The 17,316-nt window shown below is 46.3% G+C and carries 16 protein-coding genes; all 16 read right to left on the bottom strand.

Annotated elements, in window-relative coordinates; all coding sequences use genetic code 11:
* Positions 1–13: 13 nt before the first annotated feature.
* The 16 genes from flhF to fliF all read right to left on the bottom strand — a co-directional run bounded on the left by flhF (position 14) and on the right by fliF (position 17,309).
* A complete protein-coding gene (flhF, locus tag ACMAZD_RS05005) occupies positions 14–1,549 on the bottom strand; it encodes a flagellar biosynthesis protein FlhF (protein ID WP_017104838.1) in 1,536 nt (511 codons plus the stop codon).
* 27 nt (positions 1,550–1,576) lie between these two features.
* Complete coding sequence (gene flhA / locus ACMAZD_RS05000) at positions 1,577–3,676, bottom strand: flagellar biosynthesis protein FlhA (protein ID WP_435248775.1); 2,100 nt, start codon at positions 3,674–3,676, stop codon at positions 1,577–1,579.
* Positions 3,677–3,934: 258 nt separating this feature from the next.
* On the bottom strand, positions 3,935–5,065 hold the full coding sequence (flhB, locus tag ACMAZD_RS04995) for a flagellar biosynthesis protein FlhB (protein ID WP_017110125.1): 1,131 nt from the start codon (positions 5,063–5,065) through the stop codon (positions 3,935–3,937).
* 9 nt (positions 5,066–5,074) lie between these two features.
* The gene (gene fliR / locus ACMAZD_RS04990; protein ID WP_435248774.1) at positions 5,075–5,857 is read right to left on the bottom strand and encodes a flagellar biosynthetic protein FliR; all 783 of its coding nucleotides are present in this window, start codon (positions 5,855–5,857) and stop codon (positions 5,075–5,077) included.
* A gap of 6 nt (positions 5,858–5,863) precedes the next feature.
* Complete coding sequence (fliQ, locus tag ACMAZD_RS04985; RefSeq protein ID WP_213865765.1) at positions 5,864–6,133, bottom strand: flagellar biosynthesis protein FliQ; 270 nt, start codon at positions 6,131–6,133, stop codon at positions 5,864–5,866.
* 11 nt (positions 6,134–6,144) lie between these two features.
* Positions 6,145–7,074 (bottom strand): flagellar type III secretion system pore protein FliP, encoded by a 930-nt coding sequence (fliP, locus tag ACMAZD_RS04980; protein WP_435248773.1) that lies wholly within the window; start codon positions 7,072–7,074, stop codon positions 6,145–6,147.
* The gene (fliO, locus tag ACMAZD_RS04975) at positions 7,061–7,519 is read right to left on the bottom strand and encodes a flagellar biosynthetic protein FliO (protein ID WP_435248772.1); all 459 of its coding nucleotides are present in this window, start codon (positions 7,517–7,519) and stop codon (positions 7,061–7,063) included. Before fliO ends, fliP begins: the two co-directional genes overlap by 14 nt.
* On the bottom strand, positions 7,519–7,929 hold the full coding sequence (gene fliN / locus ACMAZD_RS04970) for a flagellar motor switch protein FliN (protein ID WP_004739851.1): 411 nt from the start codon (positions 7,927–7,929) through the stop codon (positions 7,519–7,521). Before fliN ends, fliO begins: the two co-directional genes overlap by 1 nt.
* 27 nt (positions 7,930–7,956) lie before the next feature.
* On the bottom strand, positions 7,957–9,000 hold the full coding sequence (fliM, locus tag ACMAZD_RS04965) for a flagellar motor switch protein FliM (protein WP_017110130.1): 1,044 nt from the start codon (positions 8,998–9,000) through the stop codon (positions 7,957–7,959).
* A gap of 7 nt (positions 9,001–9,007) precedes the next feature.
* Positions 9,008–9,496 (bottom strand): flagellar basal body-associated protein FliL, encoded by a 489-nt coding sequence (gene fliL / locus ACMAZD_RS04960; RefSeq protein WP_435248771.1) that lies wholly within the window; start codon positions 9,494–9,496, stop codon positions 9,008–9,010.
* Between the two features lie 53 nt (positions 9,497–9,549).
* Complete coding sequence (locus tag ACMAZD_RS04955; protein WP_435248770.1) at positions 9,550–11,628, bottom strand: flagellar hook-length control protein FliK; 2,079 nt, start codon at positions 11,626–11,628, stop codon at positions 9,550–9,552.
* 181 nt (positions 11,629–11,809) lie between these two features.
* Complete coding sequence (gene fliJ / locus ACMAZD_RS04950) at positions 11,810–12,247, bottom strand: flagellar export protein FliJ (protein WP_192853199.1); 438 nt, start codon at positions 12,245–12,247, stop codon at positions 11,810–11,812.
* A 22-nt stretch (positions 12,248–12,269) separates the two neighbouring features.
* Positions 12,270–13,589, bottom strand: coding sequence for a flagellar protein export ATPase FliI (gene fliI, locus ACMAZD_RS04945; RefSeq protein ID WP_435248769.1), 1,320 nt, complete (start codon positions 13,587–13,589; stop codon positions 12,270–12,272).
* Positions 13,589–14,389: a flagellar assembly protein FliH gene (fliH, locus tag ACMAZD_RS04940; RefSeq protein WP_435248768.1), complete on the bottom strand. Its 801-nt coding sequence runs from the start codon at positions 14,387–14,389 to the stop codon at positions 13,589–13,591. The genes fliI and fliH overlap by 1 nt, the downstream gene beginning before the upstream one ends.
* 123 nt (positions 14,390–14,512) lie before the next feature.
* Positions 14,513–15,574 (bottom strand): flagellar motor switch protein FliG, encoded by a 1,062-nt coding sequence (gene fliG, locus ACMAZD_RS04935; RefSeq protein ID WP_102436949.1) that lies wholly within the window; start codon positions 15,572–15,574, stop codon positions 14,513–14,515.
* The gene (gene fliF, locus ACMAZD_RS04930; protein WP_435248767.1) at positions 15,567–17,309 is read right to left on the bottom strand and encodes a flagellar basal-body MS-ring/collar protein FliF; all 1,743 of its coding nucleotides are present in this window, start codon (positions 17,307–17,309) and stop codon (positions 15,567–15,569) included. Before fliF ends, fliG begins: the two co-directional genes overlap by 8 nt.
* Between the last annotated feature and the right edge of the window lie 7 nt (positions 17,310–17,316).

Genomic DNA, 17,316 nt, shown 5'->3' with positions numbered 1-17,316 from the left:
ATTTATCCGCCGCCTAGAGTCCTTCAGAATCGCTATTCCAGTAATGAGGTTCATTCTCTGTAGATTTCTCTAATAACTCATTCGCCTTAGCAATCATGTACTTTGGCTGAGCTATAACGATATCCTCAGGAACTCGTTGACCATTTGCTATGTAAGCAACTGGTAATGCATTTTGTATTACCACACTGATGAACTCACCCAAACTGAGCGATTCATCTAGCTTAGTCAGGATACATCCTGACAACGGGATTCTTCTAAAGTGTTCAATGGTTTCTTGCAGCACTTTACGTTGCGCGGTTGCCGGCAAAACAAGGTAGCTATTGATAACGGAACCACTCTCTTGCATCAATGTGTCTAACTGCTCAGATAGACGAACATCTCGCTGTCCCATACCTGCAGTATCAACCAGAATCAGGCGACGATTACGTAATTGATATATTACATCGGCCAGTTCACTAGAATCTTTAGCAACTCTTACAGGACAACCCATAATTCGACCATAAATCGATAACTGCTCATGTGCACCTATACGATATGTGTCTGTTGTCACTAGTGCGACGTTATCTGCGCCGTATTCCATTGCTGCGCGGGCTGCGAGCTTAGCAACGGTTGTTGTTTTACCTACGCCAGTCGGGCCAAGTAAGGCTACAATACCGCCGCGTTTTAAAATATCTTTTTGTGTCACTGAAATTTGATCAGCGACCAGAGCAAGCAAGGCTTTCCATGCTCGTGCTGGTTTTGTGTCTTCTGGAATGTAGCAGGCCATTTGATCGGCGAGTTCTGCCGAAACGCCCATACGTTCTAGGCGCTTGATAAGCATCGCTCTCAACGGTTCGCGACGTTCGACTTCTTGCCACATCAGTCCAGAGACTTGATGCTCTAACAGACGACGAATAGAGGTCATCTCTTCGCGCATCGTTTCCATTTCGCTGTCTGAACCTTTCGACTGACCGGGATCACGGCCGCGATCGTAGCGAGTAGGATCTAAGCGAGGTGCTGGACGCTCGATTCTGCGATCTTCAGCAATCAATTTGGATAAACCAGACTCACGAGCAAAAGCCGAATCTACGTTGCCACTGCTGCGAGATTGTTGATAACCGAGAGACTGTTGGTTACCAAGAGCCGATTGATTACCACCAGACTGGCGGTTAAGCAACGCGGATAACGAATCTTCATTTTCAGCTCGGTGCTGCGGTTCGTCGTCTGCGCCATGGCTATATTGCTTGAGCATATTAGCGAAACGCTTGGTCATTGAACGTCCGCCTTCAGCATTCGACTGCAGGCTGACTTTGTCATCATCTAACTGACGACGGCCAGATGGAGCGGCTGGCGCTGCCATTTGAGTATATTGACTTTGCGTAGGCTGCTGAGGCTTATTGAGTTTTGGGCTGGCTGTCGATGGGCTAGATTCGCCATCAATAGCAGCCACAATTTCAACGCCACCTGCGACCTTTTTGTTAGACATGATCACCGCTTCTGAGCCAAGTTCTTCTTTAACTTGGAGCAGTGCGGTTCGCATATCTTTTGCAAAAAATCGTTTAATTTTCAATTCGATCGTCCGTTCTAATTAGGCGGCTTAATTACCAACAGCTTGTACAATGCGTATCTGCTTTTCGTCCGGTATCTCTTGGTAAGATAAAACTCTTAAGCTTGGGATCGTGTTTTTCACGAACTTCGCGAGAGTGGAACGTAACACGCCAGAGGTCAGTAATACAGCTGGCTCACCTTTCAGCTCTTGCTCTTGCGTTGCATGGCTGAGGGATGTCTGTAAACGTTCGGCTAAACCAGGTTCAATACCAGCAGATTCTCCGCCGGATGCCTGCATGGTTTGATGCAATATTTGTTCCAGCTCAGGAATCAAGGTGATCACTGGCAGTTCAGGCTCTATACCATTGATTTCTTGAACAATTAATCGTTTCAAAGCGATACGAACCGCAGCAGTAAGTATGTCAGGTTCTTGACTCTTACTTGAGTACTCCGACAAAGTTTGGACTATAGTACGGATATCTCGAATTGGAATGGCTTCATTCAGTAAGTTTTGCAGCACTTTTACGACCACACCGAGCAGCAACTGATCCGGTACAAAGCCTTCGACCAACTTAGGTGTCGAGCGGCTTAGCATCTCGAGCAGGTTTTGTACTTCTTCATGACCAATAAGCTGTGACGCATTATTGGTTAGCAATTGGCTGAGGTGCGTTGCTAGTACAGTCGACGAATCCACAACCGTGTAACCTAACGCTTGGGCATGTTCGCGCTGCTCTTCTCGAATCCATACGGCTTCAAGGCCAAAGGCAGGATCAATCGTCGGCTCACCATCGATCATTCCGTAAACTTGACCCGGGTTAATCGCCAGTTCCATATCAGGCTTAATCTCAGCCTCGCCAACGGCAACACCCATCAGAGTGATTCGGTAGCTATTTGGGGTGAGTTCTAGGTTATCTCGAATATGTACCGCCGGAATCAGGAAGCCGAAATCTTGAGACAGCTTCTTACGAACCCCTTTCACACGCTCTAACAGTTCGCCACCTTGATCTCTATCCACCAGCGGGATCAAACGATAACCGACTTCCAAACCAATAATATCGACAGGTTGAACGTCATCCCAAGAGAGCTCCTTCTGGGAACCCGTTTCTCCATTCGCTTCTACCGTAGCGGGAAGATTGGGTTGTTCAGCCTTCTTCTTGTTCTTTTTATCGATGTAATACGCACCTGCACCAGCAACGATGGCAAGACTCAAGAATGAGAGATGCGGCATACCAGGAACAATACCCATAATGCCAAGGATAGCGGCAGTGATCATTAAGGCTTTAGGGTTGTCGAACATTTGGAAGACAAGTTGCTCGCCCATGTCTTCATCTGTGTTTTGACGCGTTACCATCATCGCGGCAGCAATAGAAAGTAATAGCGATGGGATTTGCGCAACCAGACCATCACCGATAGTCAGTAGTGTATAAATTTCAATTGCTTCGCCAAAACCAAGATCGAACTGAGCCATACCGATACTCAAACCACCAATGATGTTGATGAATAGGATCAAAATACCAGCGATTGCATCACCTTTAACAAACTTAGACGCACCATCCATCGAACCATAGAAATCCGCTTCTTTGGTCACTTCAAAGCGTCTTGTACGAGCCTGCTCTTGATCGATCAAACCCGCATTCAAATCGGCATCGATTGCCATCTGTTTACCGGGTAAGGCATCCAACGTAAAACGTGCACTGACTTCCGAGATACGACCCGCACCTTTGGTTACAACCATGAAGTTGATGATCATCAAAATCAAGAACACCACTAAACCAACCGCATAGTTACCACCAATAACCACGTTACCGAAAGCTTCAATCACGTTACCGGCAGCATCGCCCCCTTCGTGACCGTGGAGCAATACCACACGTGTCGAAGCAACGTTCAAGGCCAGTCGAAGTAGCGTGGCAATCAAAAGTACCGTTGGGAATGCAGCGAAGTCCAAAGGCCTGCGGGTATAAACCGAAACCAATAGCACAACCATAGACAGTGCGATGTTGAAGGTGAAGAACATATCCAGCAAGAAAGCTGGAATTGGCAACACCACCATAGCGAGTGTGGCAAGTACCATAACAGGCGCGCCAATCGCAGGCATGGCACGGCTAGGAATTTTAGGTAGCTTGTCCGCAAAAGGGAGGGTAAATTTCATAAATCTGGGTAGTATCGCTATGTTGTAGCTCTTCCACAAAGCGAATCGAGGCTTAGGGTTAAGCTGTATTGCCAAAATTTATAGCAATAAGGTTTATGATGATCAGGTTTATCATGATCGGACTTATAATGTTCAGCATTGATGTAGCAAGCACTGTACCAATATCTCAACGTCAATTTATCGTCACAGCTAACAAATAAAGACACTCAGATACACAACCATTATCCAGTTTCATTGGACTGAGCTCAAGCAATTGATCTAATGACGTAAATCAGGTGGGATCGGCATATTAGAATCTTGCAATTTCGGCCTTTCCCCTCCTCTTTTTCTGTACTGTTTCAGCTGGAACACATATGCAAGCACTTGAGCCACTGCCGTAAACAGGCCGTCAGGAATTTGTTGTTCGAGCTCAGTAGTGTGATATAGCGCCCTAGCTAACGGAGGCGCTGGAATAATATAGATGTCGTTTGCACGTGCAATTTCACGGATCTTCATCGCCATATGATCGACACCTTTGGCAACGACTATCGGTGCTTTATCTTGATTCTGTTTATAGCGTAGAGCGACTGAAAAATGCTCCGGGTTGGTGACGATAACATCTGCCTGAGGAACATCAGCCATCATACGTCGCTGAGCCGCTTCTCTCTGTAACATACGAATACGCCCTTTCACTTCAGGCTTACCTTCCGTGTCTTTGAACTCATCTTTAACTTCTTGCTTAGTCATTTTAAGTTGATCGGCGTGTTGCCAAATCTGAAATGGGATATCTATCGCAACCACTATCAACAAAGAGCAACTGATAAGTAGGATAAAATTAAGCAAGATATCCAAGGCGTGGAAGATATTCTGTGGATACACATCCATGCTCAATTGCATTAAATCATGTTGAGAAGCTTGGATAAGATAGATAGCCATGCCCGACACCAGAGCGACCTTCAAAATAGATTTCAGCAGTTCAACCCAACTTTGTAGGCCAAACATACGCTTAATACCACTCAATGGATTGAGCTTAGACGCTTTAGGCATAGCGGCTTGCATCGAGAAGTTAACACCACCAACGCCAGCAGCACCAATCACAGCCGCCACAAACAAAGTGATGAGAATCAAGAACAGTGGAAACAACAAGTTGACCAAGGCACCACCAGCGATTTCCAGCAACTTATTGGTATCAAAGATTTCGTCACGACTGAGCGAAAACAGGCGTTGCATGGCCTCGAACAGAGCTTTCGCCATCGATTCGCCAAACCACATTAATGAAATCGCACCAACTATCAGTACCGACGCTGACGCTAACTCTTTTGACCTTGCAACCTGCCCTTTCTCTTTGGCCTGTTGCAAGCGTTTGGGCGTGGCGTCTTCTGTGCGTTCTTGACCGTCTGACTCTGCCATTTCAGTATCCTAGCAATCCAATCTGATGAGACGACATATCTGCTGCTCTCCTTGTAACCAATACAGCTCATAGTGGCTATATAAGCCGCCAAGGATGTACCAACAAAGCAACAGACCCACGAGTAGCGCAAACGCAAAACCCAAAGAGAATATATTTAACTGAGGTGCAGCACGTGTCATTACACCAAAAGAGAGGTTAATCGTAAGCAGCGCAATAATGCCAGATAAAGACATCGCTAACGCTGTTTTGAACATGATACCCAACCACAAGGCTAGCTCTCTAAAATCAATAGCGGTTAAAGAACCACTGCCTATAGGTAATGTGGTAAAGCTAAACACCACCAGCTGCAGCATTTTTAAGTGACCGTCTGTCGCCAGAAAGAACATGGTCGCAAGCAACATAAACAGCTGACCAAGTACTGGCGTATTCTGACCGTTTGCTGGGTCAACCATAGAGGCGAAGCCCAAGCTTGATTGCATACCTAGAATCTGACCGAGCATAACAAAGGTTTGAATCAAAAACTGAGTGACAAACCCCATCGCAACACCAATCACGATCTGCTCAAAAACTGTGAGGAAGCCTTGAAATGAAAGCAGCTCAATGTCTTTAGGGACAGCAGGAATGGCTGGCATAACGGCAAGTGTAATCGCTAAGCCCAGATACAGACGAATACGTGGCGACACAAAGCGCGCTCCGGTTACCGTCATCACCATCAGCATGGCTGAGATGCGAGTGTATGGCCAAAAGTAATTGGCTAACCACTCGAGTACTAGGCTTGTTGGGTATTCCATTGAGGTCTAATACAACACTTGTGGTAAGCGTTCAATGAGTTCAAAAAAGAACTCCATCATCATCTGCGTCATCCAGTGAGCAAACAACATTAACGCCAACAAAGTTACGATCAAACGAGGCAAGAAGCTGAGGGTTTGTTCATTGATTGAGGTCGCAGCTTGGAATACCGCCACGACCAAACCAATCAGCAGGCTAGGAATAATAATGGCGCACACCATTATCAGTACCATCCACAATGCATCTTGGAACAACTCTACGAATATTTCAGGATTCATTATTCCCCCAGCTACAAGGCAAAACTGCCGGCGAGTGTGGAGAGTATCAAGTTCCAACCATCAACCAGAACAAACAGCATCAACTTAAATGGCAGGGATACAATCATCGGTGACAGCATCATCATACCCATGGCCATCAACACCGAGGCAACGACTAAATCAATAATTAAGAACGGCAAGAACAGCATAAAGCCGATTTGGAACGCCGTTTTCAGCTCTGACGTGATAAACGCAGGAATTAAAACCGCCATTGAAACATCTTCAGGGTTGGTCACTTCCGCGCCCGAGATCTCAACAAAGGTTTCCAGATCTTTAATTCGAGTCTGTTTGAGCATAAACGACTTAATCGGACCTTGTGCGACATCAAATGCCTGTCGTGCCGATATCTGTTCATTCAGATAAGGCTGAACCGCTTGCTCATTAACCTGATTGATCACCGGAGACATGATGAAGAAGGTCAAAAATATCGCGATACCAATGATGACTTGGTTTGAAGGTGTTTGTTGCAAACCCATAGCCTGACGCAAGATAGACATCACCACCACAATACGAGTGAACGACGTCATCAAAATCACCATCGCTGGCAAAAAGCCAAGCATGGTCATTAAGGCTAAGATTTGTAGATTAATCGAGTAGTCTTCGCCACCGTTAGCATTGGTTGTCATGGTAAAGGCAGGAATACCGCCACCATTGCCCGTTAGACTGCCAGTGGTCATGGTTTGCGATTTGGCTTGGTCTTGCTCCATCGTACTGATGGTAACCGACTCTGAACCAGCCGTATTCGCAGGTATTTCGGTGCCATATTCAGCTTGTGCAAATACCGACACACTGAAGACTAGAGAATAGAGGAGAATGAGCGGAACCAACCACACTTTCACCATTCGGAAAGCTCCGCTTTGGTAAAAGTAAGATGAGTTCAAAAGTCCGTTACTTGTTTGCATCTTTTTTTATTAGCTGAGAAAGCTGACTTGAGAATGTGCTTTTTTCCAGCATCTCCTGAGTAAGAGGTTTATCAAGCTTAGAGATAAGCTGAATCGATTGGGTAGTGATACCCACTAGATACTGATCCTCACCCGCTTGAACGATAGCAATACGTTCTTTTGTCCCAACCGCTATCTGTCTCACAATGGACAAGCCTTGTTGGTTGGACATTGTTGGCACTTGCATTCTCTTAAGCAGCCAAGCGATAAACAAGATGAAGGCGATAACGAAAATTAGCGACCCAAAGGTGGTCGCTAAATCAAGAGAAGGCGGCGTTGCAGCAAAGGCAATGGAAGGCATAGAAAATAAGCCTATGCCTAGTATTCCACGAGAACCAGCTATTCCTCGATACATGCCTGTCACTCGTTGAGAAAAAGCTTTCAGCTGTTGAGACGAAAAACTCATTAACGTAGCTTCTTAATACGTTCTGTTTGGCTAATCACGTCAGTCAAACGAATACCAAACTTGTCATTCACGACAACCACTTCGCCGTGCGCGATCAAAGTGCCGTTTACCATTACATCCAGTGATTCACCAGCAATTCTGTCTAGTTCAACAACCGAACCTTGGTTCAATTGAAGTAAGTTACGGATACTGATCTGAGAGCGGCCCACTTCCATTGAAATGGTCACTGGTATATCCATAATGGTATCCAGTTTACGACGCTCATCTTCAGAAATCGGCGACGACGAATCCGTTAGCTCGTCCAGTGGCGCCGCGAGAACATCATCAACATCAATTGATGGTGCAGAAGGGTCTTCACCAAGTGCTGCAGCCCATTCGTCTGCTAGCTTTTGATCTTCACTAGGTTCCATTACCAATTCCTATACATTTATATTTTGCTAATCGTTATCATCGCTGTTTTCTAGTTCAGACATCAAGTCTTTACCTAGGAAAGCGAGATCGGTTTTAACCACGTGCGGTCTTTGAATTTTTTCAGAAATCTGTACTGCCAGCTTTTCACCTGAACGGCCCATTTTCACACGGTAGGTTGGTAGTTCTTCAACAAACATCGTTGCATGTTCTGGCATATTCATCGGGATAACGTCCCCAGGACGAAGTTCCATCAAATCACGCAACGAGATATCTTGCTCGAGCAAATTGACACGGAAGTTGACCGGCACATCCATGATTTCATCACGCAGTGCTGAGCTCCAACGAACGTCGGTTTCCATCTTGTCTGATTGCACACCCGCATCAAGTAATTCTCGAATCGGCTCCACCATGGAATAAGGCATAACCACGTGGAAATCACCACCGCCGCCATCAACCTCAATATGGAATGAACTCACCACAATCACTTCTGTTGGACTGACGATATTCGCCATACTCGGGTTCACTTCTGAATCCAAGTATTCAAACTCAACCCCCATCACAGGAGACCAAGCTTCTTTATAGTCTTCGAATACAATTTTAAGCAGTAGCTGGATAATTCGCCTTTCAGTTGGCGTAAATTCACGACCTTCAATCTTGGCGTGAAAACGTCCATCGCCACCAAAGAAGTTCTCTACCAAGATGAAAACAAGACGAGCTTCCATGGTGATCAGCGCCGTACCTTTTAGCGGTCGGAAGCGCACCATGTTTAAACTGGTGGGCACATACAATGTGTTTTGGTACTCACCAAATTTCATCATTTGTACGCCATTGATCGACACTTCAGCCGTTTTTCGCAACATATTAAACAAACTGATTCGCATATGACGCGCGAAACGCTCATTGATAAGTTCAAGGGTCGGCATTCGACCACGAACGATTCGGTCTTGAGATGAGAAGTCGAAATTAACCGCATTCTCGTTTTCGGACTCTAAGACATCTTCAACTTCTTCAACATCGTCGACACCATGTAATAGCGCATCAATTTCGTCTTGGCTTAATAAATCGGTCACACATTACCTATTGAATTACGAAGTCAGTGAATAACACTTTTTCAATAACAGGCTGACCCACTGCTTGAGCCAGACTTGCTTTAATATCTTCTGTTGCCTTGTCACGAAGTTCTACTCGCCCTATCGGAGAGCGCAACTGGTCTACCGTTGCAGAGGCAAATGTCGCCAATAGCGTACTTTCAACGAGTGGAGAGTGGTATCGAGCAAGGTCTTCATTCTTGCTGCCTCGAACCATAAGCTGCGCTTTGATCTGTACCAGACGATCTTTTTTGTCACCGGTGACATTGAACAAAAAAGGTTGTGGAATATTAACATACATCACTGGCTCAAAGGCCGGTGATTGCGCTTCAGTTGCCAACGCAGATTCAGCCGCTTCATCATTTGAGCCTAGAAAGAAAAATGCAGCACTACCACCGCCAAGCAATAATACGACGGCTGCGATAATTATGATGAGAAGCTTACTCTTCCCTTTAGGTGCATCTTGTACTTGTGCCATATTCTTCTCTAACTTCCTGTTATTTCCACGGACTAACGGATCTAAACCTGATACTAGGCATAATAACTAATTCCATCACGCTTTGATGCGACATTCAATTCAAGATTGCTGCCGTTATCAAGGTTTTCATCACCTTGACCATCATTTGTGCGGTTAGAGCCTGATTGTTGTTCACCATTGTTATAGCTATCTTGGCTTTGTCCAGAATTCTGTTGTTGAACGGACGAATCGGCCAGTTGCATACCTTGTTGAGCAAGCATCTCTCTCAAGCGAGGCAAAGTCTGCTCTATCACATCTCTGGCTTGTTGACTGCTCACTGTAAAATGCACGTTCGCCACGTCATTATTCATGGTCATGCGAATTTTCATCTGACCCAATTCTGGCGGGTCGAGACGAATGTCCAAGTTCTTAAGGTTCTTAGACATCATCATTTGTACTTTTTCTGCCACTTGCTCGTTGGCCAGTTCTTTAGTGAGCTGCAAAGGAGCCTGTTGAGCCGCTTGAATTTCAGCTCGTGTTGGAGCCGAACCTGTCGTTGCAGTACCTTGAACACCCGCTGCAGACGCTATCTGCTGAGCCAGTGTCGACTCTTTGGAGTCTTCTTTAGCACCCGCTTTTCTAAGACCAGACAATGCAGCTGTGCCAGCGCCAGCTTTGAGCAACATATCCGTTGAACCCGCTTTCGTTGCTGCTATTGGTGCATTCATTGCCAGACTTTGTGCCGTTAAACTCGGGTCTAAGGCGGCTTGTTGTGCAGAAGCGGCATTACCCTGCTGAGCTGCTAACTGTTGAGCTGCAGCCTGTTGAGCCGCGTGTGCATTATTGGCGTGTAACATTGTTGCTTTGTCTGCCACAGCATTAGTAGCAGCTTGAGATGACATCTGTGATGTCGCTTGTTGCGCTGCCGTCGCGACAGCCGCTGTCGATGCCACTGCAGCTAACGCTTTAGCAGAATCCGTATTATCCCAATCAATCGCGGCTGGCTGACCTGATTTACCGTTCAAGTCCGAAGCTTGACTTAACAGAGCGTTTGCTTGCTGTTGAACATTAGTGAGTTGCTGGTTTAATACTTCGAGGTTAGACGTTGCTTTCGCCAGAGCGGTTTGCTCATCAACCGACAACTTAGCGCCGCTTTGTTGCTTTTGAAGCAAACCATCGACGATTGATTGTTCTGAGTCGATTTGCCCATTCAATTGGTTCAACGCTTTGGTATGAGCCTCAACCTGCTTTGCGAGCTCAATATCTGCTGGCGAGATTGCTTGACCTTGAACAGCCGCAACATCACTGGCCGAATTTTTTTGGCTCAGCTCTCTGTTCATGCTCGCTTCGATTTGCTCGGGGGTAACGCCTTTGTCCATCAATTGACGAATTTCATCATCTGTCAGTTGAGAAACGCCTTTACCACCGGTAAGCACTGCGATTTCAGAATCGACGTCCAAGCCACTCTCTTGATTTGCGACATTAGCTTGTTGTATCGCCTTGCCCGCTTCGCCTGCCTTCTCCATTTCGCCTATAGCAGAAGCCCCTGCTGCAAAAGCACCCGCGATATGACCTTGAGCTTGCTGAGGCAAGCCTTTGCCGTTCGGTGTTTGATTAAGCGTTTTATTTGCCTCATCCAACTGACCAAGTAACTTATTACCCTCACTCATCGCAGCATTAGCTTGAGATGCACCTTGAGGTTGTTCCCCTTTGGCTAGTGGCTTCTCGGAGAGTGTATTGTCATCACTTGGATTCGATGGGCTTACGCCTCTCCGTCTCGGTTCTTGTTCAGACGCTTGTTCAGCAGCCATTTTTTCAGTGGCTGCTTTTTCACTAGAAACTTTTTCAGCCTCCAACTTTGCAGAAGCTTGCTTGGTTTGAGCTTCACTTACAGCGTCTGTGCTCTTAGGCTCACTACTATCCCCTTTAGTCACCTCAGAAGACGCTTCAGATGAACTCGATTTAGCCGATGCACTGTCAGCTTCTTTTGTTGTTGCTCTTCTGCCACTTTCTTCAAAGCCTAGCACTTCGTTGAAAGACTCAAAGAAACCTTTTGAGTCGCCGGTTTCTTCTACCTTTGGAGAGGCAGAACCGGTGTCCAACAATGATGACGTTTTGTTGGTCGCTGCATTTGAGGAAAGACTAACATTCATATATACAAGCTCTATCTACTAGTTTTGCTGCCATAAACTAGGTAACAAAAGAAAGTCGGGCGTTTTTCATACCGCTGTAGGGCATAACACGCAATTTTATATAAAACGGAGCAAGAAACATGCCTATAAGTTTCTATTTTACAATCTGCCGAATAATACCTGTATCGTTCGTGGCTTAGGATCACATCTTCTTTCGGCCATACATCAGAGTCGAGAACTCATCCATTTGTTTTTGTTCTCTTTGGTCTTGCAGTTTGGCTTTCTCTTTCTGCTTCTTCTCCATCAACCACTCGTAGGATTTACGCTTTTTACGTAGTTCCATCCAATAGTCTTGGCAGTTATCGACCTGATTTTTGAAGTGGTGTTCCGCTTCTCTTTGCTTGGAAAGCGTTTCGTCAAGCTGAGTCAAGAAGCGATTCAAGTGACCATATTGGCTGGCTGTAAGCCCCGCTTTCCCTCGGTCGACTAATTGTTGGCAATAATCCAGTCGGTACTTTTCGATCTGCGAGACCTGATCGTAATAACCTTGCAACTCAGAATTCGCTTTGTTTAGCGCCAATACTGCTTGGTTCTCTTGATCTTTCGCTTGATCGAGAAGGAATTCTAACGCGTTATCCATGATTGACCTTATTCAACACAGCTTAGCCGCCTAACACATGCTTCAACATGTTGACGCACATGTCATAGGGGACCGTTTCTTTCATTTTCTGTTGTAAGTATTCGTCCAATCTCGGTTTCAAGGTAAAGGCACTATCAATCGCAGAATCAGTCCCCGGCTTATAGGCACCAATCGATACCAAGTCTTGGTTCTTACGACAGATAGACAGTACTTGACGCACCGCTTTCGACATCAAAACATGTTCTTCAGTGGTGATTTGAGGCATAACACGACTGACCGACTTCTCTACATCAATCGCAGGGTAGTGACCCGCATCGGCCATCTCTCGGGACAACACAATGTGACCATCCAAAATTGCTCGCGACGCATCAGCAATCGGATCTTGTAAGTCATCACCTTCAGTTAGAACCGTAAAGAAAGCGGTGATCGAACCTTGTTCATCGTTGCCGTTACCCGCTCTTTCCACCAGCGTAGGAAGCTTAGCAAATACGGATGGCGGATAACCTTTAGTAGCCGGTGGCTCACCGACCGACAGAGCAATCTCACGTTGTGCTTGAGCGAAACGGGTCAGTGAATCCATCAACAGCAGAACATCTAAGCCTTGGTCTCGGAAATATTCGGCAACAGCCAACGCAGTCTGACAGCCTTTCAAACGCATTAATGGAGACGAATCCGCAGGAGCTGCGACAACAACCGAACGTTTACGGCCATCTTCGCCAAGGATCTCTTCAATAAATTCTTTTACTTCGCGTCCACGTTCACCAATCAAACCCACGACAACCACTTGCGCCGTTGTACCTCGAGTCATCATACCAAGCGTAACCGATTTACCAACACCAGAACCCGCAAACAGGCCAATACGTTGGCCTTTACCCACCGTAAGCAAACCGTTGATGGCCTTCAAGCCGACATCGAGTGGCTCAGAAATAGGTTTACGAGCTAAAGGGTTGATGGGTTCTGCGTTAAATGAAGCGCGCTGCTCGGTATAGATTGGACCTAGCCCATCAAGCGGGTTACCTACACCATCGATCACACGGCCAAGCAGTTCCATCCCGACAGGAATGCCGCTTTCAGAGGTCACAGGAGTAACTCGTGCGCCCGGTAAGATTCCCGTGATTTGCTCACTCGGCATCAAAAATAGATTATCGCCGGAGAAGCCAACTACTTCAGCTTCCATCTGACCAGACATGGTTTCGACCAAGCACAAGCTGCCGATCGGTGCTTTACAGCCAGTCGCCTCTAGCGTTAAGCCAACAACGCGCACCAACTTACCTGAGGCAATTGGTCGTGATTTCAGCCCTTCGACTTTGTATTGGCTTAGGCGATTCGCGAGTTCAAGCATTACTCATGACCTTGATGACGATTGACGCCACAGAAGTTTTGAATCACATTTTTGACGCGATCTTCCATGCGGTAGTTAACACTCGACTCACCGGCTTCGATTTGTACATCACCACGATTGAGTGCAGGCTCAGAAACCAATGTCCAATTCCGGCATTCCAGCTCAGATTCGCCATGTGCAGAACGGATGATTGCGACATCTTCAGGGTTAAGTTTTAAAGTGATTGCGTGACCAGAGATCGGCAATGACTCGACCGATTCTTTCACGGTATCTAATATGATTTGCGGGTTGGTTTGCACTTCAACATGAACGACTTCTTTAACCATGGTTAGCACCATGTCGACCAATTGCTTCTCTACCTGAGCGTTCATTAACTCTAACGGCTGTGCGAATTGGTTAGCAAGCCCCATGAAAACCGCGACTTGTTGTTGAATGTATTCTTGTCCAGCAGTAACACCTTCAAGCTTACCAGCTTCATTGCCCTCTGCATGACCTGCAACAAGTCCTTCTTCTTTGCCTTTTTCGTAGCCCTGTTTAAAACCTGCTTCTTGCCCTTGATGAAGGCCTTCCTGATAAGCGCCTTGCTTGATCAGCTCAATCTGCTCTTCAGTCAGAACAAGCTCTTCATCTTCAATGGCTTCTTCAACCGTAGGCATCCAGCTAGGGTCGTAATTAAACGCCGTCTCTTTAGCATTTTTACTCACGTCAGAAGTGTAATCAGGGAGCCCCCATTTTTGAGGCTGGGCAACCGTATTATCTTCATCGGGACGAAGGAAGCCACGTTTTCTATCACCTGACATATCAGTACCTATCTATGTACGAGTCAAACTACTATTTAAATTCAGAGAGTTAGACTTAAATAATCGGAATTTCGAGCTTGGATAAAGAAAAGCCCCAACACTGTGGGGCTTTGAGATTTCGTATTAGAGGAACTCGTCGGCACCGCCAGATAGCATAATCTCGCCACTGTCTGCCATTTTTCTCGCAATACCCAAGATCTCTTTCTGAGCCGCTTCCACTTCAGAGACTTTCACCGGCGGCATCGCCTCAATATCGTCTCTCATCATATCGGCAGCACGTTTAGACATGTTCTTGAAGATCTTCTCACGCAGACCTTCATCGGCACCCTTAAGTGCTTTCTGAAGAATATCTTGTGGAACATCACGCAGTAATCGTTGAACGCCTTGGTCATCAACTTCGATAAGGTTTTCAAAGACAAACATAAGATCTTGAATCTGCGTTGCCATGTCTTCGTCTTGATCTCGGATTTGATCCATCAAGACACCTTCGACGTTGTTATCCATGTAGTTCATGATTTCAGCCGCAGCTTTCAGGCCACCAATTTTGGCAGCTTGAGCACCAGCTTGACCCGCAAACTGTTTCTCCATAATTTCGTTCAGTTCAGCAAGCGCCGATGGTTGAACTTCTTCAAGGTTAGCAATACGCATCATTAAGTCTAGACGCACACGTTCAGGGAACTGAGACAAGATCTCGGCTGACTGATCGGCTTCTAGGTAAGACAATACAATCGTCTGGATCTGAGGGTGCTCGTTGATGATAATACTTGCCACCTGACGAGGATCCATCCACTTAAGAGAATCCAAGCCTTTTGAGCCGGTACCTAGAAGGATCTGGTCAACAAGGTTATTCGCCTTATCTTCACCCAGAGCAGCCACCAATGCGTTACGCATGAAGTCTTCACTGCCCATACCGATGTTGGTGTACTTCTGAATATCATCTAAGAAAGCACGGTGCACTGCGCCGACTTTCTCTTGTGACAAGTCCGTGGCACGCGCCATCGCACTACCCACACGTTGTACCTGCTTAGGCTCTAAGTGACGAATAATACCGGCCGCATCTTCTTCATTGAGACTCAATAACAAGATCGCTGCGCGTTCATCACCCGATATAGAGTCGATGTCCACATTAGCGACATCAAGCACTTCACCGCCTTCAGCTTGTTGTGGAACAATTTCGTTAGCCATCTGCCATCCAATTCTTAACTACTTGAGCTGCTAGCTCTGGTTCATTCGCTACAAGAGCACGTACTGCTTTCAGCACATCTTCATCTTTATGAAGGTTAGGTAAATCGATACTCGAACCGAATTCGAACAACTCACCACCTTCAATATCACCACCAATTAGGCTGGTTTCGCCATCGGCGCCGATTGGCATACCATCAGGGCCGTACATCTGATCATCATTGTCTGCGGCTGGGTTAAGCAATTTCTTCATAGCAGGGCGGACCAGAACCAACACCACCACAATAATAACCAACGCACTTGCAAACCAACGAACCCAATCATTGAAGTTTGGATGCTCCCAAATAGGTACATCAGCTACGATATCGGTCACTTGAGGCGCAAACTGCATACTCAATACATTAAGTAAGTCACCACGAGTCTCATCAAAACCTACGGTACCGATAAGAACCTGACGAATAGCATTAATTTCACTGACAGGGATTGGCGTGTGTACCACTTCACCTGTATCTGGATTCAATGACTGGCGATCTTTGATTGCAACAGAAACGGTTTGGCGATTCACCGTGCCACTCTGCTTACGCTCATGGCTGATGGTGGTATCGAGCTCGAAGTTTCGAGTCGCTTCTTTATGAACCGAGCCCTGCCCTGTCATTGCACCGTCTTTCATCTGGGCAACATCTTGAGGGATAGAAGCATCGGCAGGTGGTTGATTGCTCAAAGCACCCGGAATACCTGCCACGGTATTGCCGTTGTTGTAATCTTCTAGCGTGTATTCACTTCGTGTTGCTGGAGTATTCGGGTCAAAACGCTTTCTTGTTTGCTCTACCGCGCTAAAGTCGAGTTGAATATCAACCTGAGCGGTGTAGTTACCAAAACCAAGAATAGGGATAAGAATAGAGTCAATTTTCTCACGCAACGCTTGCTCTTGGTTACGTTCTAATTCGTGCTCTTTACGACGAGCCGTTGACATTGGGTCTTGAGAACCTGAGCTCAGAAGTCGACCGTGCTGATCAGTCACAGTAATACGCGAGGTATCCATTCCCGGAACGGCACTCGCGACCATATCGACAATAGAATCAACTTCTTGCTGCTTCAGGTTAGTGCCCGTTTTAAGAGTTAAGAATACAGAGGCAGAGGCTTCTTGGTTATGGCGTACAAAAACGCTTTGCTTGGGTAAAGCCAACAACACATGAGCCTTACGTACTGGCTGCATCTCTTCAAAAACCGCTTCCAATTGCCGTTCACGGCTTAGCTTGAGACGCTCTTTCTCTACACGTTGCGATACGCCAAAACCCATATCTTGCATGAGGATGTCATCGCCTGCATTTCTCTCTTGATTCAACCCTGCTCTTACCATATTGAGCTTCAGCGAGTTGTACTCGCTGGCTGGTACTGAAATGGTGTTGCCATCAAGAGAATACTCGACCTTTTGTAGATCTAAGTAATCAAGAACTGGGATCAACTCTTCTGTTTCATAAGCTCCTAATGGACGCATTTCTGGCTCTTTCACCCAGAAAAACAGCATCACAATAAGTGCAACACAGATAGAGATCGAAAGGACTAAGACGACCTGACGAAGTAAGTCAAGATCACCCACTGCCATATCGAACTTCGATGAACTGCGTTCACCTAGATCGGGGTTTTGCCCTTCTCCGTCTAGCTCAGCACCAGCAATAAGTGCGTGGTCGTTGCTATCGCTTACGGCTAAATCTGTTGTTTGACTATTTTCTGCCACTATTCAA

The organism is Vibrio sp. nBUS_14 (genome assembly GCF_051201655.1).
Taxonomy (GTDB): Bacteria; Pseudomonadota; Gammaproteobacteria; order Enterobacterales; family Vibrionaceae; genus Vibrio.
The sequence above is the reverse complement of the archived record's forward strand: the minus strand, read 5'-3'. Positions and strand labels throughout refer to the sequence as shown.